The following is a 17,041-nucleotide window of genomic DNA, read 5'->3' as shown; positions in this document are numbered from 1 at the left end:
GGCGGGAATGCCCGTTTTTTATTTAATAGTGTACAAAAAATCTGTTGTCAGTAATAGATATAATCTATTACCAACAACAGATATTGTAGAACCGATAAAAGTAAGACACCCCGAACTTGGGTGGTAGGGTTCTTCCTGTTATACGGCCGGGGACTGTCCCTTTTTACGCGTTTAGGCAAGATAAAAGTAAGACACCCCGAACTTGGGTAGTAGGGTTCTTCCTGTTATACGGCCGGGGGCTGTCCCTTTTTGCGCGTTTAGGCAAGGTGAGGGGAATTTTATAGTTAAATTCAAATTCTTAATTGACAAGTACCAGTACTACCGTTATAGTTAGCTACATAAGTAACTAACCAAATAACAAGAACGGACGGTACTATCTAATAACGGAGGAGAATCATGACAGATACCCCAGTTGTCTCAGTAAGAGACTTACACAAAACCTATGGTAAAGCGAATGAAAAACAGTACGAAGCATTAAAAGGGATTAGCTTTGATGTCACTAAGGATGAGTTTGTTGGCATCATGGGGGCCTCAGGCTCAGGTAAAACAACCCTACTTAATATTCTAGCGACGTTAGATGAACCAACTTCAGGTGAAGTAGAGATCAATCAGCAAGTCTTGACTAATTTGAAGGGCAACCAAATTGCTGATTTCCGAGCCAAACAGGTTGGCTTTATTTTCCAAGATTTTAATTTATTGGAGAATTTAACCAACTACGAAAATATTGCGTTACCACTCTCATTACAGAATGTTGGGCGCAAAAAAGCGCAACCTGAAGTGCAACGCGTTGCAGAACAATTGAACATTGAGGGAATTTTAGAGAAATATCCCACAGAAATTTCTGGTGGGCAAAAGCAGCGAGTGGCCGCAGCACGTGCATTAGTTTCTCATCCTGCCATACTCTTTGGTGATGAGCCGACTGGTGCCTTGGATTCCAACAGTGCTCGGGATTTGCTTGAAATGCTGGTCACTATCAATCACGAACAGCAGGTTCCCATTTTGCTGGTGACCCACGATCCGTTTTCTGCCAGTTATTGTCAACGAATATTGTTCATTAAAGATGGCAAAATTGGTCAAGAAATAAGAAGAGGCACTCAAACCCGTCAGCAATTCTATCAAGCCATCCTTGATACACTTGGCACGTTCGATTAGGGGGAGACGCAGAATGTTAAATAAACTTGCATTTGCCGGTATTAAGAGTCGGCTAAAAGACTATATTGTACTGTTTTTCGGTCTAATCATGTCCAGTGCTATCTTTTATATGTTTGAATCACTAGCAACCAATAAGGCGTTTATTAAAGCTAATGCACAACAGATTACGGGTGCTAACTTCATTTTTTTATTTGGTGCTATCTTGCTAACTATTATTACGCTGGTTTACGTTTTTTACGCGAATTCTTTCTTGATGAGTATGCGGCGTCATGATTACGGCTTATTCATGATGCTTGGCGCGAAGCAATCCAAAATTGGCCAGTTAATTCTATTGGAGACAATGACGATTGGTACGATTGCCAGCGTAATCGGTGTATTAGTAGGCTGGGGACTCACCGCGACCGTTGGACCTTTTCTAATGAGTCGGATGATTGGTACTAAATTGCAACATTTTAGCGCTTTTTATCTACCAGCAGTGGTCACCACCATCGTGTTGTACTTAGTCCTATTTTTAATTGCTGGTGTGATCAACCGTTTTGCTTTAACCAAAACTGCTGTACTGCAATTGTTAAAAGGTGATAGTCAACCCAACAGGCCCGTACTAAAACCTGTCAGTCAGTTTTTACAAGTAGTAGTGGGTGCTGTCTTACTGCTGGTTGGCTACTATGCCATGAGTCACATTGAAAAGTTTGCTTTGAGTACCATCCCGATTGGTTTAGTCACAGTTGTGTTAGGAACGTACTTTTTATTCAACGCAATTTTTGTTTGGCTGATCCTATTGTTTAAGCGTTCGGATTGGGCGAACCGCGGATTAAGAAATTTTACGTTATCGCAGCTTAGCTTTCGGATTCATAATTACACCAAGATTTTATCAGTGGTTTCAATCCTAATTGCGCTGTCATTGGGGGCGATCACGGTAGGTATTGGGATGCAGCGGCAAGTAACGGCCTTATCAACCGCCAGCAGTGCCTATACCATGGCAATCAAAAATCCATCTCGACAAACCAATCAACTCATTAATAAGTTAACTTTGGACACAAAGGTGACTTATCAGCAAAAAGAAGCGAACAAGGTCATTTATTATCGTGCTGACCAATTAAAAAAAAGTCCGTTGCAGTTTACTGGTTTTAAATCACCGCTGGATGCAAAGCAAAAAAATCGGTTAGCATCACCGACATATCGTAGTCTTACCAGCGCTCAGTTAAAGGGTCATCCCGAACAGTTGATGGAACTGCAACCGAATGCACCTCAAAAATCAATTCGACTTGTTTCAGCAGCAAGTTTTAATAAATTACCGGTGCGTACACAGAAATTAACGCTGTTCAGAGTTAAGAATCTGCAGGCTGACAAGGCAGAACTGAAACGAATTGTGGCTAGCATGGGTAATCCATCGGTGGAGACAATTCCAGGAGCCTACAGTACATTTGTTCTTAGTACGGCCCTGTTTGGTGGACTTGAATTTATGGGCTTCTTCTTAGGCATTGCTTTTTTGGCGATGCTTGCCAGTTGTCTCATGTTTAAGATTCTCAGTGGTGCGGCAACGGATAAGAAGCGCTATGAGATGTTGAATAAAATCGGTGCTCGGCCATCACAATTACGGGGTTCAATTGCTCGAGAGATTCTGGTTTTATTTGTTCTACCAGCAATCGTTGGGGTCGTCCATGTCATGTTTGGCCTTCAAATGTTCAGGGTGTTGATGCTCAATCCCTACTATCAAATTTGGTTACCATTTACAATTTTCTTTGTCTTGTATATGATTTATTACATTATAACCGTGCAACTTTACGAGCATATTGTATTACCAAAGCTCACTATTGATAAATAGTTAACGGTGAAAGGAAGGATTGGATGGTGGATCATGCAGTTTGACTTTAATAGTACTGAACCACTGTATCTTCAGGTTGCTCAACAAATTGAAGAGGCGATTTTTACAAACAGCTTTGAAGAGGGTACTCAAGTTCCTTCGACGACTGAGGTATCTAAACAGTTTCACATCAACCCTGCCACGGTTCTTAAAGGGATGAACATTTTGGTTAGCGATGGTTTTTTGGAAAAAAGACGTGGCCTAGGGATGTTTGTGGCAACTGGTGCTCACGCTAAAATTCGAGAAAAACGGCAGAACGAATTTTACGAAGATTACGTGGTTAACCTGGTGAAAGAGGCTAAAAAACTGACTTTGCCAGAAACAACCATTCTTGAAATGATAAAGAGGGGGTTCAAAAATGGCTAAACCTAAGCCAATTAAAATTAACCAAGTCAGTAAAGATTTTGCTAAGCAGCAAGTTCTTAACAATATTGATCTCACAATCGAACCCGAGACCATTTATGGGTTACTGGGAAGAAACGGTGCGGGAAAGAGTACGTTATTTAACATTATTACTAACCGCATTCCGTTAAGCGGTGGAGAAGTCACCATTGGCGGTCAAACGGTGACTGATAACGATGACGTGCTTAACCGAATTTATCTGATGAGTGAAGCTAATCTTTATCCATCACGGATGCGAGTTAAGGAGATTTTTAAATTAACAACACAGCTCTATCGAGGGATGGATATGAGATTGGCACAAACATTGGCGGAACAGTTTGAATTAAATACCGATACCCGCTTCAATAAATTATCTACTGGCTCTCGGTCAATCATGAAACTGATTATCGCCTTGGCGGTAGATGTTGATTACGTTTTTTTGGATGAGCCAACGTTAGGTCTGGATGCGAATCATCGACGCCTATTTTATAATGCGTTACTAGATAGTTATGCTAAACGGCCACGAAGTTTTGTTATTTCGACCCACTTAATAGAAGAAGTCAGCAACTTAATTGAACGTGTTTGGGTATTGCAGAATCACCAAATTATCGTTGATGACACCACTGAAAATGTGCTGAATAAGGGGTTTGCCATAACTGGTCCAGCTGCAGACGTTGAGGCATACACAGCTGGCTTAAATGTCATTGGCCACGAAGCGTTAGGCAACTTGAGGGTGCAATACGTTTACGGTGAGCTGGACGGTGATCGGCCAATACCGGATACCATATCCACTAGCCACATTGATTTACAACGTTTATTCATCTATTTGACTAATCAGGAGGTAGTCACCGTTGAAAATTAAAGCAGCCTTTTCGTATCAACTCAAAAATTACTTTAAATCCTTCGGCTGGGTTTATCTTTGGTCGATTGCCGTGGTTGTGATTTTACCTTTTGCCATTTCTCTGGTTCTGGGTCGAATCAACATTTATGATATCAATGACTACCTACCTCAGTTTTTGCCAGCGTTAATTCTGGGTTTCTACTTATTTGTGTTTGGTGGTATCAGCTATGACGGCTTCAAGTTATTTATTCAAAATGGACTGGGCCGGAAAACTTATTTCTTCAGCAAATTGTATGCGTTGACCGTTATTTTAGTGGTGGGTGAGGTCATTAATCTGCTGTATGGTGTATTTTACCGTCAATTTATTAATACGAAGAAGAATCCGGTGATGACGTTTAGCGTCCTTTATGGGCACTACTTTGATTCAGCAGCTGCCAATACGGTATCGGTGTTAATCATTACGATGCTGTTTATTGCCTGCATTATGGTAACAGGAATGGTGATCGGATCGTGTTTAGGCTTATTCAATCGGCGCGTTCAACGGATCAGTATTATTGGGATGCCAGTGTTACTTTTTGTCTTACTTGTAGTGCTAGTCATGTTGAATGATCAAACGAGTTTAAAGTTAACTTGGCTTGGTGATTTCCTACTGTTCATCGTTGGTATGGGGAATCAGTCAGCTGATACTGGTCACTTCGTTGCGTTTGCACCCATGATCTCTGGTGCAGTATATATTATCGTGATGCTACTGATTAGCTATCGATTAACCTTACGCTTCCGCGTGCCAAGATAAGCAGTCCCCATTTTCTCACCGGTCATAAACGTGCTAAAATAAGAACATGATCAAAGATCGGAGCGAGAAAAGTGGAAGCCAACAATCAGATAGATGACATACGTGAACAGCTAAATGAGATTCGTCAACAGGTTAATGCGGGAGAACTGTTTCAGTCACTGGGTACGCGACTTGAGTCCTTAGTGACATCCGTGAAACGTGAACCGGTTGCAACTGCAGTACAGTTACCTGATGATAACGACGGGATTCGAGATTTATTGACTCAACTGAATGATCAACTGAAAGCAGAATCATTGGCCACGGTCAGCGACCAGCAAGTCCTTCAGTTAGTACGGCACATTGGGTCTTCAGATCCAAGTGTTCGGGACAAAGGCATTTATTTCTTATTCAATGATCTGATTCAGCAACATTTACTATCCAATCAGCAAATGACGATGATTGTTCGATACCTGACCAGCGACACGGTTCTTTTTGCCCACATTCTTGAACCTGAAAATGATGCTATTTACCAACGAGCGTTTGCAGTACTGCTGCTTTCGGTTCTATTGTATGCCGATCGGGCAGGTTACCACTTTTTGGACCAGGAGCTGGTTAATCAAGTGGTTAACCAGCTGGCGTTGTATATGGTACTTGAAGCCGATACTCGTGGGTTCATTAAAACTAACGGCTGGGCGCATGCTTTTACGCACGTTGGCAATTTATTGGATGAGTTGTCCGAGCGAGAACGGCTGACGCGAGCTGACAAACTTTTTCTGATGGCGATTATCATTGAACGATACAAAACGCTGGATGGTGCTTTAATTTTTGGGGAACCCCAGCGTTTAGCAGGTTATTTTGCCCGATTAACAAATAAGAATCAGTTATATGCTGACTACTTTTTAAAGCAGCTTAAACATTGGCGGCAGGAACTGGTCATCATCCAGCAGCAAGAGAGTCAGTCAGGCTGGAATCGAATTTATAATCGTGGTCGCCTGATTGAATCAATGATTGTCAGACACGACTTCAGCGATGCAATCATGCAATACTTGCGTTCGGTGATCGATTTTCTGGCTTAGTGGGTGAAAGGGTGAAACCAATCAATTATTATCGACGTTTATTTCAAACAAGTTATCAATTATTAAAAGTACGCGCAGTTAATCTTGGCTGGCTTTTATTGTTAGCACTCTTAATGACGCTGCATATTCTAATGTTAAATCCAGGCCTCGTTGCCATTAAAGTGATTTTGATTATTGGCTTTCTGTCTGGATTAATTTTTGAATTGAATCTCATTTTAACCGCGTTTACTACCAATAAAACGATTTTAAATCAAACTGATTTGCTGATGCTGACAGCGTGGCGTAGGTTGTCTAAGCGATGGCTGCAATTAGTGGCGTTAGTGATTTTATTAGCTGCTTTGTGGCTGCCCTTTGGTGATGCGGGTTTTACAGCGCCAGTACTGAACCTAGTGATGTTACCTCTTAAGTGGGTTGACACCGTCGTCATGCAACGACGGGTAGTTGTGGTCATCTTAGCGGTCCTGTATGCCGTTTTACTATATGTCTTTCTTCAGTTGCTCAGTTACTTAAGGGTGACGGTTAAGCCAGAACTGGTTCCGATTAGTGGCTGGCACCGATTAGTCTGGTTTTTGCGTCCTTTAATTGCTATCTGGTTGCCCATGTTCATCATTAATCACTTAGTCGTTTCGGGGTTGCGTGTTTTAAGTAATCAGCTTTCTAATGGCATTGGTAATGGTACTAGCTTACTTGCACTAGTGGTACTGGTTGCTTTTTCGCTGATAGGGCTGAGCGTCTTTTTACTTGCCATCGTTTGGGAATCCATTGCCCAACCTAAGTTTCAGCCGGATTTTTCTGACGATGATGAACATTTACACAGTATGGCTTGGTTTCCAACGGGGCTAGTTATGCTGCTGGTGATTCTTTTTGGGTTTCAAGCCTTCCATTTTGGTTCAGTGGCTGCGTCTCCAAGTCTGACGATCGCCCATCGCGGTGTTATTGGCAACAACGGTGTTCCTAATTCATTAGACGCATTTGAAAATACCGTTAAGCACAAGCCGAGTTTTGTGGAGATCGACGTTCAGGAAACCAAAGACGGGCAGTTTGTGGTGTCACATGGCCAAGATGTGAACTTGAAAACTGATACGGGTGCGAAAGTGACCGATATTCAGAATTTGACCTTAGAGCAGCTCAAAAAGCATCATGCGGAAAAAAACGGTAAGACCACTACAATTGTGAGCTTAGCCAGTTATTTGAAGGCGGCAAAAAAAGTTAATCAACGTTTGATCGTTGAAATCAAAGTGACACCACAGGACAGTGCAGACATGATTCAACGCTTTGATACACAATATGGTGAGCAATTAATAAGCAGTCACGATTTTGTGCACACCATGAGTTATCAGGCAGTTCTAAAGCTGAAACAACTTAATCCTAATTTGATTGTCGGCTACATCGTCCCCTTAAACGTGATGTCGATTAAAAAACTACCGGCGGACTTCTATTCTCTTCAGGCAATCGGCCTTAATACGACCATGATCAGGCAGGCGCATTCTATTGGGGCACCAGTATTTGTTTGGACACCTGATAAGATTGCTGATATGCAAATCATGCGAGTCCTTGGCGTGGACGGTCAGATTACCAATCAGATGACACAGCTCCAGCAAGTGAACCGACAGCCGCTTAAGCAGTTTAACTGGGCAATCGTTGAAAACGTGGTGAACCAGTTCTGCTGATTTTGCGTATTTAGCTCTATAAGGAGGAATGAACAGTAACTGTTTTGCTGTAAAAGGATATCAATCTTTGTAAAGTGGTGCTTCTATCCTATTGCGTATGCTTATAAGTCTGGTAAAAGATATCACAAGGTTAAAGTTAGGCGTTAAATTTTCCGTATTAGCTAATAGCTTCTATGTAGTGAATTATATGAATTTCATTAAAAGGCTTTTTGGGATAAATCTATCCCGTATAATATGAGGGACACCTCACCTTGGTGATTAAATTCAATAAGGCGGAACAACTGATGTTACTCACCTATAAAGTCGAGATTAAGCCGACTGAAAAACAAGCTTGGCAGATTGATTGTCATATTGGTGGCAGTCGTTGGGCCTATAACTTGTTTTTGGGTATCAACCGGCAGCGTTATGAGTGCGGTTATCACTACATGGGCGCTTATGAGTTCAGCAAGTGGTTTAACCATGAGTATCTTGAGAGTAATCCTGATGACAGGTGGATTAAAGATTTATATGCCAAATCGGTCAAACAAGCTTTTATTGATGCGGATTCGGCTATGAAGCGATTTTTCAAGAAACAGAGTGGTTTTCCCAATTGGCGATCTTTTAAACGGGGTCAAGGCAGTTACTACTTTGTTAAAAACAGTAAAACACAGATTATTGCTTGTCAGCGTCACCGTATTAAGTTACCCAAGCTTGGCTGGGTACGTTTGAAAGAGTTTGGCTACATTCCGACAGACTCAGAACACTTTGTTATCAAACAAGGCCGGATCAATTCAAAGCTGGTCGGTATTACCTGACCTGTTTGGTGGAACAGGCCGAACTACCAAAGTTAGAACTGACCGGTGAGTCCATTGGCATTGACCTTGGTTTAAAAGAGTTTGCCATTTTAAACAATGGCACTTTGTATCACAATCAGAATAAAAGTAGTTGGATAAGACGCATCAGAAAACGTCTGCGACGGCTACAAAGAAAGTTGTCCCGTCAGTATCAAGCACTGAAAGCTAGAAAACAGAAAGAAGGGAAATCTGCTACTGATTTAAATCTAGCTAAAACTCAGCTGAAAGTGCAACGCTTGTATCAACGATTAACCAACATTCAGGTAGATTATCAAAATAAGATTATCGCTACTGTAGTGAGAACCAAACCGCAGTGGGTAGCCTTAGAGGACTTGAATGTTAGAGGTATGATGAAAAATCGGCATTTAGCTAAAGCAGTTAGTTACCAAGGCTTTTATAACTTTAGAATCAAGTTAGTTTCTAAATGCCAGCAACTAGGCATTCCGGTACACTTAACTGACCGGTTTGAACCAACTTCTAAATTATGCCATCAATGTGGCTATAAAAAAGTTGATTTAAAGCTAAGTGAGCGAACCTATCAATGTCCTAAATGTAGTTATACTGCAAATCGAGATATTAACGCGGCCTTAAACGTCAGGGATACTGAAAACTTTGAACTAGCCTACTAACACAGGTTTCAAAGCATGTACCGGTGGCTAGCCGGGAATTAACGCTTGTGGACTATCATATCAACTGTATTAGTGAGTTTCATGCGAGGCAGGATAGGGAGAAGCAAGAATAATCTATAACTTTTTATAAGTTATCAGTAGCAGCTGATCAGATGACAACGAGATGTCCGTGGGCTGAAAAGAGTCCACAACTGTTAATTTACCATGATTTAGAGTGGGGTGTTCCCGTCCATGATGAGCGCCAGCTGTTTGAAAACCTATCTTTGGAGATTTTTCAGGCAGGATTAACTTGGCATTTGATTTTGAAATACCGAGAGGCGTTGAGAATGGCGTTTGAGCAGTTTGAGCCGGATAAATTAGCACAGCTCACACCCGGTCAGATGCAAGATCTATATCATGATGATCGAATCATTCGTAATCGTCAGAAAATTGATGCTGTTATTGAAAATGCGCGAGTACTTAATAGTTTGCATGAATTGGACTGGAGCTTGAGTGAAACGCTCTGGCAGCTAGTTAATGGCATGCCGTTAGATCATCACTTGCAACCAGCTGAAAAACTTGATGTTGAGTGGTTCGTGTCGGAATTGTCACAGACGCTACGGCATTTAGGGTTTAAACGCATTGGCCCTAAAACCTGTTATTCGCTACTGCAAGCTTCTGGTATTGTGAACGATCATTTAGCGGACTGCTATCGGCACGATGAAATTTCTGAGGAAGTTTGACATACTCATTTAAATACGAAACAAGACATCAAAAGAGGTCACTCAAATATTGAGTGACCTCTTTTGATGATAATTAAACTTATTTCTCTGCTTTTTTAGCGGGTTGTTTAGCTGGCTTATTTTCCAAGTCTGTCCGAACAACCAGAACATCGCAAACGGCTGTACGGGTAACGTATTCGGTGACAGAACCAATCAATAACCGCTCCACTGCGTTTAGGCCAGTGGCACCGATCATGATGAGATCAATGCCCAGTTTCTTAGGCATATCACGGGCGATAATGGTCTTTGGTGCACCGTATTCAATCGAGTAGTCAACGCTGCTAACGCCGGCATCTTTTGCTTGTTGAATATACTTGTCCAAGGTTTTCTTGGCAGTATCGGTTACTTCTTCAACCATCGTTGTATCGAAGCTAGAAATGTTTTGAAATGCCCGGGTATCCACAACGTGAACCAGATGCAGGTCAGAATCGTTTCGTTTGGCAACAGCCACAGCTTTTTCGAATGCTAACTCGGCTTCGTAAGAACCATCAACTGGAACTAAGATGTGTTTGTATTGTTGTAACATGATGACTCACCTCTCTCTACTTGTTACCTCTATTTTACGTTATTTTTCGGTAAATAAAAAGAGAAATGTAAACCGTTTTCATTTAATTTTCGGGAAGAAGTGAACTAGCATTAATTGAATGGCTAGGATATCAAGCACACCAATCAATAGTGTCATGGAAATAAACACGTCGTTTTGCATGATGGTTGCCACTGCAGCAATGACACCAACGACGATTAACGACCAGCCGCCAAACTTAACAATTCCTGATAAGTTTGGGTTCTCCTCGGGATGGAAAACGAGGAATGGTCGGTGCGTGTGAGTGAGAAAGAACCAGCCAATAAAAAAAGTGAGTAACACGTACAGAATCATCAAAATATTAATAACCACGGGGAACCTCCAAGGCTTTACGCCATTTATTGTTATAAAATAAAAAAAGCTGACTTACAAGGTGCAAGCCAGCCCCAAAGTGTTGCCACTTTGAAGATCTAATAGTGCCGTTAATTTGTCCGATAGGTTTTGGCCCGCTGATAAAAGCAGGTGGGACGGGTATATCTGCGTTCATGCTACCAAGTGTAAAGGCCTGCAATCCGGAAGAGTTATCCCATGTCCCAATGTAACATTAGTTGTTCGGCAAACACGTATGTGGACAACGCGCACACCCTAGAACTTATATATATACTAGCATATTTTAGCTCATTTTGCCATTTTGATTGTTTTTAAGATCGCTGAGCTTTTCTCAGGCGTTCATACTGCTGTGCCAAAGCAGTTTCAAATTTGCCGTTAGTTTTTGGTTCATAATACTGTGCATTTTTAATTTTATCGGGTAGGTATTGCTGTTTGACCCAGTCGTTTGTAAAATTGTGTGGGTACTTGTAATCAACACCATGTCCAAGATCAGCTGCACCCTTATAGTGTGAGTCCTTTAAATGCGCTGGAATATCACCAAAATGACCTGAGCTAATATCAGACATGGCAGCGTCAATGGCCATCATACCGGAGTTTGACTTGGGTGATAAGCATAATTCAATCACAGCATCGGCAAGGGGAATTCGAGCTTCTGGGAATCCCAATCGTTGTGCAGCAGTAACGGCTTCAACGACACGGGCAGCCGCTGGCGGATTGGCTAAGCCAATGTCTTCGTAAGCGATAACGGTTAAGCGACGAGCAATGGTTGGGAGATCACCAGCAGTGACTAACCGGGCTAAGTAGTGTAAAGCAGCATCGGTATCGCTTCCCCGGATTGATTTTTGAAAGGCAGAAATGACATCATAGTGTGCGTCACCATCTTTATCATGACTAAAAGCCTTTTTTTGCAGGCATTCTTCAATGATCGGCAAGGTGAGGTGAATGACACCATCGGTTGAGTCCGTGGACTTAGCTGCTAATTCTAGACCGTTTAGGGCGCTTCTTAAGTCACCATTAGTTGCGGTGGTCAAAAGACTTTCAGCCTCTGGAGCCAAATCAATTTTTTGATTACCCAGGCCGTTTTCCTTATCGGTAAGGGCACGGTCAATCGCTATGCGAATGTCGGCCGGCATCAGTGGTTTAACTTCAAAAATCTGTGTCCGGCTGCGAATTGCCGGATTAATACTGATGTATGGATTTTCGGTTGTTGCACCGATCAGTACGATGCGACCGTTTTCTAAATGGGGTAGCAAAAAATCCTGCTTTGTTTTGTCTAGTCGGTGAATTTCGTCCAGTAAAAGAATGACGGTACCGCTCATCTTAGCTTCTTCAGCAACGATTTGGAGATCCTTTTTAGTATCCGTGGCGGCGTTCAGTTTTCGAAAAGCGTATTTGGTTGAGCCAGCAATGGCACTGGCAATACTGGTTTTGCCGGTGCCAGGCGGTCCGTATAAAATCATTGACGACAGCATTTTTGCTTTGACCATTCGGGAAATGATTTTACCTGGGCCAACTAAGTGCTGCTGTCCGACCACGTCTTCGATCCGCTGTGGTCGCATGCGGTAAGCTAAAGGTTGTGGCATAATTAGACTTCTTTCAAATAATTTAAAGGCCGAGATGCTTTTTCATTTTGCTCCAAAACGTTGAATGCTCATTATTAGCAACTGGCTGTGCTGTGTCTGGATCGACCGCTTTGTCTTCAACTTTAATTGGGAAGGCATTGATTGCTTTCTTTGAAATCACAACTAAGCCGGAATCCGTGGGCTTCGCTCCATAAAAATCGTCTTGAACGATCGTGAATGCACGCTGAAGCTGACCAGCAACTTGAAGATAGGGTTTTAAAGCTGACATGCCGGTGTGGCCGTTAAAGATCACTTGGTAGTCAGGGTGAGCAACCAGTTCAGCTTGAAAAGCGGCTAAGTATTTACCGTTTTGCAGCTGTTCAATGGACATGAGTAAGGAGACACGTTCACGGAACGTTCCCAAGTAAGTCCGCTGTTCATCGGGATGTAGCTTTGGTGGACCATACATGGCGTTATCCAAGTGAGACGTCATTTGATCTTTGTCAGGCATTGCGTAACACCAACTTTCATTAATAGTATGACTATTGTAACATGTTCTATGTGAACACAGATATCGTAAAGAATGGGGTGGAGAGACATTGTTTAATGATTCTGATTTTCAGGTTTTTGATGATCAAACCTTAGCTGGGCGGATGGCTGGCATTCGGGCAGAAATCGATCCTAAATTTGAGCTACTAGCACCGCAAGTGATCGAAACGTTAGGCTTTCAAACGCCAATCTATGCACACGTGGCTAAGCATTTACGCCGCCATAAGAACCCACCGATGAATACGTGGGTTGCGTTCAGTACGGATAAACGTGGCTATAAAATGAATCCGCATCTGATGATTGGTTTCTGGGACGATCGGCTGTTCGTTTGGCTGTCGAGTTTAGCAGAGGCTAAGGAACGGGCACAAATGATTCAGCGATTGGCCGACATGTTGCCTGAACTGGCTAAGTTGAGTGATCACTACGATATTAGCCCTAATCATATGGCTAAAGCCTACAGTCAAATCTCAAGTGGGGGATTGGAACAACAGTTAATTCATTATAACCAGGTTAAACAAGCTGATTTTTTAGTTGGTCGTCAGTGGTTTCGTGGAGATTCCATTTTTGATCATGAAAAGCAAATCCAGCAAGAGGTGCTTAAAACAGTGTTCGAACTGCGGCCGCTTTTTAGTCAGTTGATTCAGTAGAAGAATATAAAAAAAGCAATTTGCACACGAAGCGCAAATTGCTTTTCTTTAGTTAAACAACGCTTATTAACGGTTGTAGTATTCAACGATAAGAGATTCATCGAGGTCTGCATCCAATTCTTCACGTTGTGGTAAACGAACAAGTTTACCTTCAAGTTTGTCAGCATCGAACTCAACGTATTGAGGACGACCAACAACGGCTTCAACGGCATCCTTGATGATTTGCATATCCTTTGACTTTTCACGAACGCTGATCACTTGACCAGGTTTAACTTCGTATGAAGGGATGTCAAGGCGCTTGCCATCAACAGTGATGTGACCATGGTTAACCAATTGACGAGCTTGACGACGAGTAGTTGCCAAACCTAAACGGTAAACCACGTTGTCTAAACGACGTTCCAGTAAGATCATGAAGTTAACACCATGCTTACCTTCGCGAATCTTACCTGCGCGAACGAATAAGTTGTGGAATTGACGTTCAGTCAAACCGTAAGTGAAACGCAGCTTTTGCTTTTCACGTAATTGAGTACCATATTCAGAAAGCTTTGAACGACGACCTTGGCCGTGTTCGCCGGGTGCGAATGGACGACGTGCTAATTCTTTACCAGTACCTGAAAGTGAAACGCCAAGACGACGTGAAACACGCCAGCTTGGTCCTGTATAACGAGACATAGATAGTTCCTCCAAAAATTTTAGTTGGAGTAAAATAATTTGACGTGAGTTTGATATTCGTGCAGATCCCTTTGCGGTTTTCACCCTGTGCAGCCGCAGGTTACTTACCCAACCACCTTTTGGCAGTGATCTGTTGACGAGCTTACCGCTCACCGCTGCATTATTTTACACAAACACCAGTGTATCTCCAATGACTACTTAATGTCAATATGTTTCAACAGAATAGTAGCGAATTGTTCAAGTTCCGCTTGATCATCTTCTGTAAAACGGCCGAGTTTAGGTGAATCTAGATCCATCACACCGATTTTAACGCCGTTCTTAGTAAGAGGAATAACGACTTCACTGTTGCTAGCCGAATCACAGGCAATGTGACCTGGAAATTGGTGAACGTCTTTTACCAACTGAGGCTGTTGGTTTTTTAGTGCTGTACCACAGACGCCATTGCCGTTTTTAATGTGTACGCAGGCAACGTTACCCTGGAACGGACCGAGCAGGAGCTCATCTTCTTCAGGCTGATAGAGATAAAAGCCAGCCCAGTTCAGGTCAGACATGGTCTGGTTCAATAAAGCTGAAGCATTTGATAGATTGGCAATCAAATTCGTTTCATTGTATAAAAGTGCATCTAGCTGCTGGTTCATCATTGAAACCGTAGTCTTTGTTTCTGTCATTTTGATTACCTCTTACGTTTTAGTTTGTGAAACTTGAAATTCAGGTGAAGCCTTTTCACAAGGTATGCTATAATTTAAGCTGGTATAGATTTTAATGGGTATTTGATTAAAAATCAAACATTATCTATCTAATATACATATAAAATGTATTTTGGTAACGAAGGATGGGGATTAGATGTTTAGGATATTAATAGGAGTCATTATCCTGGCAATTGTCATTTATGCCGGTATATTAATTTACCAGCAGTATCTGATCAGACGGTTGAAGGGAATCGATCAAAAAAGAGAAGAACTGACAATTGATGAGTTAAGTGATTCGGTTGACCAAGTTCGTGCCATGAGTTTAACGGGTAAGACGTTAAAAGACGTGGAACAGCTTGCCACGGATTTTGGTGATTTGAAGGAAAACCGGCTGCCAAGGCTCAAACAGCAAGTTAATGACGCGATTAATAGCGCTAAGCAGTACCATGTGATGGCGGCTCAACAAGAAGCAAAAAAAGCGACTGCTTCACTGGAAGTTGCGCAACAGGCCATTAAACAAGTACAAGATCAGGTTTCCGAACTCAAAAAGATCGATGCACAGCATAAACAGGCCGTGAAGACACTGGAAGCACGTTATCAGTCCTTACGAAAAACGTTGTTGGCGAAAAACTTTATGTATGGTGATGCTATTGATGGCCTTGAAACGCAGTTAGGAAAGTTGGAGGATGACAACGATCATTTCCGAGAAGTGACCAGCAAGGGCGATCATCAAGAGGCTGCCAAATTATTGGAACAGCTTCAAACTGATACTGACCACTTAGATGAAATGTTAAAAGCCATTCCACCGTTAGTGACTAACCTTGAGACCGAATTTCCAACTCAAGTTAAAGAATTAACGCAGGGCGAAAGTGAGCTGTCAGCGCAAGGTTATAAATTTCCCGTTGCTGACTTAAGGGATCAAATAGCTGCGTTACCGGCTGAAATCAATCAAAGCAAAACGCAACTGGCAAAATTGAATATTGATGCGGTTAAACAAGCCGATACTGCGCTATCCACCAAAATCGATCATTTTTATGATTTGATGCAAAAAGAAATGGTAGCCAAGACCAAGGTGACGCCAAACCTTGATTATCTATCTAAGTTTATCAGCCATGCTCAAAATCAGAATAGTTTATTGATGAAAGAATTGGAACGGCTGAATCACAACTATACGTTGGATCACCATGAATTAGAAACCACTCGGGAGTTTACCGAGCAGCTTCGTAACATTGAAACTGCGTATCAAAGAGATATGGAAAACATTCATAGTAATGATGCTGTCTACACGGAAGTTGAAGCCCACCAAACGCGGCAAATCCATGATTTAACTCAAATTGAAAAACAGCAACAGGAGATCAATGATTCTGTCGCTGGCTTGGCTAAAGAAGAAGAACAGGCTAATCAGAATTTACAGCAGTTTGAATTTAAATTGCACAGTATTCGTCGTGAAGTTGAAAACCTGAATCTACCTGGGGTAGCCAAAAGTTACTTGGATTATTACCAGGTTGTCAGTGATGAAATTGATAAGCTGACTGACGATATGAATCAGGTTCAAATCAATATGGAAGACATTACTAAACAGTTGATTATGATTCAGTCTGATTTGGATATTTTAACTGAAAAGACCAACGATTTGATTGATAGTGCTCAGCTAGCCGAACAATTGATTCAGTATGCTAATCGCTATCGAATGACTCACGAAGAGGTTGCAACCGCTAGTCAAGAAGCACAGCGCTTGTTTGACGAGGATTACGACTACCCTAAGAGTCTTGAGACGATTGCAACCGTCTTAGATGAAGTAGAGCCGGGCTCTTATAAACGGTTAGAAGACCGATACTATAAGACTAAGAATCCGGTGGCGAAGGAAGAAACTAGCGAGGTTTCGGATAAAGCATAAGCTTAATAAAGCACTGCTAATTCTTTTGGAATGGTGGTGCTTTTTTCTACCAAAAGTCAAGCGCTTCAAGCTTTTTCATTGCTTATTGAATGGTAGGTTGTTAAATATTGGATACACTTAAATAAGCCTATCC

The 17,041-nt window shown here is 42.0% G+C and carries 18 protein-coding genes and 1 other RNA gene; 12 read left to right on the top strand and 7 right to left on the bottom strand.

The features are described from left to right. Positions 1–396 precede the first annotated feature (396 nt). The 10 genes from CES82_RS11885 (at position 397) to CES82_RS11845 (ending at position 9,940) form a co-directional block, all read left to right on the top strand. On the top strand, positions 397–1,152 hold the full coding sequence (locus CES82_RS11885) for an ABC transporter ATP-binding protein (RefSeq protein WP_098826523.1): 756 nt from the start codon (positions 397–399) through the stop codon (positions 1,150–1,152). Between the two features lie 13 nt (positions 1,153–1,165). Then, positions 1,166–2,977: an FtsX-like permease family protein gene (locus tag CES82_RS11880; RefSeq protein ID WP_098826521.1), complete on the top strand. Its 1,812-nt coding sequence runs from the start codon at positions 1,166–1,168 to the stop codon at positions 2,975–2,977. A 33-nt stretch (positions 2,978–3,010) separates the two neighbouring features. Next, positions 3,011–3,382, top strand: coding sequence for a GntR family transcriptional regulator (locus tag CES82_RS11875; RefSeq protein WP_098826519.1), 372 nt, complete (start codon positions 3,011–3,013; stop codon positions 3,380–3,382). Next, positions 3,375–4,259 carry an ATP-binding cassette domain-containing protein gene (locus CES82_RS11870; protein ID WP_098826517.1) on the top strand — a complete coding sequence of 295 codons (885 nt, stop codon included), beginning with the start codon at positions 3,375–3,377 and terminating at the stop codon, positions 4,257–4,259. Before CES82_RS11875 ends, CES82_RS11870 begins: the two co-directional genes overlap by 8 nt. Beyond that, a complete protein-coding gene (locus CES82_RS11865) occupies positions 4,249–5,031 on the top strand; it encodes a hypothetical protein (RefSeq protein ID WP_098826515.1) in 783 nt (260 codons plus the stop codon). Before CES82_RS11870 ends, CES82_RS11865 begins: the two co-directional genes overlap by 11 nt. Positions 5,032–5,102: 71 nt before the next feature. After that, on the top strand, positions 5,103–6,086 hold the full coding sequence (locus tag CES82_RS11860) for a DUF2785 domain-containing protein (RefSeq protein ID WP_098826513.1): 984 nt from the start codon (positions 5,103–5,105) through the stop codon (positions 6,084–6,086). 11 nt (positions 6,087–6,097) lie between these two features. Continuing rightward, a complete protein-coding gene (locus CES82_RS11855; protein WP_098826511.1) occupies positions 6,098–7,756 on the top strand; it encodes a glycerophosphodiester phosphodiesterase in 1,659 nt (552 codons plus the stop codon). Between the two features lie 254 nt (positions 7,757–8,010). Then, on the top strand, positions 8,011–8,550 hold the full coding sequence (locus CES82_RS12745; RefSeq protein ID WP_225364908.1) for an RNA-guided endonuclease InsQ/TnpB family protein: 540 nt from the start codon (positions 8,011–8,013) through the stop codon (positions 8,548–8,550). Beyond that, a complete protein-coding gene (locus tag CES82_RS12740; RefSeq protein ID WP_263850140.1) occupies positions 8,451–9,218 on the top strand; it encodes an RNA-guided endonuclease InsQ/TnpB family protein in 768 nt (255 codons plus the stop codon). The genes CES82_RS12745 and CES82_RS12740 overlap by 100 nt, the downstream gene beginning before the upstream one ends. A gap of 152 nt (positions 9,219–9,370) precedes the next feature. Next, the gene (locus tag CES82_RS11845; protein ID WP_098826510.1) at positions 9,371–9,940 is read left to right on the top strand and encodes a DNA-3-methyladenine glycosylase I; all 570 of its coding nucleotides are present in this window, start codon (positions 9,371–9,373) and stop codon (positions 9,938–9,940) included. 79 nt (positions 9,941–10,019) lie between these two features. Here CES82_RS11845 and CES82_RS11840 read toward each other — a convergent pair whose 3' ends face one another. The 5 genes from CES82_RS11840 to CES82_RS11820 form a co-directional block, all read right to left on the bottom strand. Further along, entirely contained in the window at positions 10,020–10,505 is a 486-nt protein-coding gene (locus CES82_RS11840) for a universal stress protein (protein ID WP_098826508.1), read from the bottom strand. Between the two features lie 78 nt (positions 10,506–10,583). Continuing rightward, entirely contained in the window at positions 10,584–10,874 is a 291-nt protein-coding gene (locus tag CES82_RS11835) for a hypothetical protein (RefSeq protein WP_098826506.1), read from the bottom strand. Between the two features lie 91 nt (positions 10,875–10,965). Further along, positions 10,966–11,157, bottom strand: a non-coding RNA gene (ssrS, locus tag CES82_RS11830) — 6S RNA. 46 nt (positions 11,158–11,203) lie between these two features. Beyond that, positions 11,204–12,475 (bottom strand): replication-associated recombination protein A, encoded by a 1,272-nt coding sequence (locus CES82_RS11825; RefSeq protein WP_098826505.1) that lies wholly within the window; start codon positions 12,473–12,475, stop codon positions 11,204–11,206. Positions 12,476–12,497: 22 nt separating this feature from the next. Beyond that, a complete protein-coding gene (locus CES82_RS11820) occupies positions 12,498–12,965 on the bottom strand; it encodes a YueI family protein (protein WP_098826503.1) in 468 nt (155 codons plus the stop codon). Between the two features lie 88 nt (positions 12,966–13,053). On the opposite strand from CES82_RS11820, the gene CES82_RS11815 reads away from it, so the two are divergent. Continuing rightward, the gene (locus CES82_RS11815) at positions 13,054–13,650 is read left to right on the top strand and encodes a DUF1054 family protein (protein ID WP_098826501.1); all 597 of its coding nucleotides are present in this window, start codon (positions 13,054–13,056) and stop codon (positions 13,648–13,650) included. 66 nt (positions 13,651–13,716) lie between these two features. On the opposite strand, the gene rpsD is transcribed toward CES82_RS11815, so the two are convergent. Further along, the gene (gene rpsD / locus CES82_RS11810) at positions 13,717–14,322 is read right to left on the bottom strand and encodes a 30S ribosomal protein S4 (protein ID WP_098826499.1); all 606 of its coding nucleotides are present in this window, start codon (positions 14,320–14,322) and stop codon (positions 13,717–13,719) included. A 194-nt stretch (positions 14,323–14,516) separates the two neighbouring features. After that, complete coding sequence (gene msrC, locus CES82_RS11805) at positions 14,517–14,990, bottom strand: free L-methionine (R)-S-oxide reductase MsrC (protein ID WP_098826497.1); 474 nt, start codon at positions 14,988–14,990, stop codon at positions 14,517–14,519. 175 nt (positions 14,991–15,165) lie between these two features. On the opposite strand from msrC, the gene ezrA reads away from it, so the two are divergent. Next, a complete protein-coding gene (gene ezrA / locus CES82_RS11800; RefSeq protein ID WP_098826495.1) occupies positions 15,166–16,908 on the top strand; it encodes a septation ring formation regulator EzrA in 1,743 nt (580 codons plus the stop codon). Positions 16,909–17,041: the final 133 nt, after the last annotated feature.

This window comes from Secundilactobacillus silagincola (assembly GCF_002583405.1).
Classification (GTDB): domain Bacteria; phylum Bacillota; class Bacilli; order Lactobacillales; family Lactobacillaceae; genus Secundilactobacillus; species Secundilactobacillus silagincola.
This window is presented reverse-complemented; position numbering and strand designations above follow the sequence as displayed.

Excerpts from the sequence above, each read along its gene's own strand:
- CES82_RS11885 (WP_098826523.1), top strand. The coding sequence starts at position 397 with ATGACAGATACCCCAGTTGTCTCAGTAAGAGACTTACACAAAACCTAT.
- CES82_RS11880 (WP_098826521.1), top strand. The coding sequence starts at position 1,166 with ATGTTAAATAAACTTGCATTTGCCGGTATTAAGAGTCGGCTAAAAGAC.
- CES82_RS11875 (WP_098826519.1), top strand. The coding sequence starts at position 3,011 with ATGCAGTTTGACTTTAATAGTACTGAACCACTGTATCTTCAGGTTGCT.
- CES82_RS11870 (WP_098826517.1), top strand. The coding sequence starts at position 3,375 with ATGGCTAAACCTAAGCCAATTAAAATTAACCAAGTCAGTAAAGATTTT.
- CES82_RS11845 (WP_098826510.1), top strand. The coding sequence starts at position 9,371 with ATGACAACGAGATGTCCGTGGGCTGAAAAGAGTCCACAACTGTTAATT.
- CES82_RS11840 (WP_098826508.1), bottom strand. The coding sequence starts at position 10,505 with ATGTTACAACAATACAAACACATCTTAGTTCCAGTTGATGGTTCTTAC.
- CES82_RS11825 (WP_098826505.1), bottom strand. The coding sequence starts at position 12,475 with ATGCCACAACCTTTAGCTTACCGCATGCGACCACAGCGGATCGAAGAC.
- CES82_RS11820 (WP_098826503.1), bottom strand. The coding sequence starts at position 12,965 with ATGCCTGACAAAGATCAAATGACGTCTCACTTGGATAACGCCATGTAT.
- rpsD (WP_098826499.1), bottom strand. The coding sequence starts at position 14,322 with ATGTCTCGTTATACAGGACCAAGCTGGCGTGTTTCACGTCGTCTTGGC.
- msrC (WP_098826497.1), bottom strand. The coding sequence starts at position 14,990 with ATGACAGAAACAAAGACTACGGTTTCAATGATGAACCAGCAGCTAGAT.
- ezrA (WP_098826495.1), top strand. The coding sequence starts at position 15,166 with ATGTTTAGGATATTAATAGGAGTCATTATCCTGGCAATTGTCATTTAT.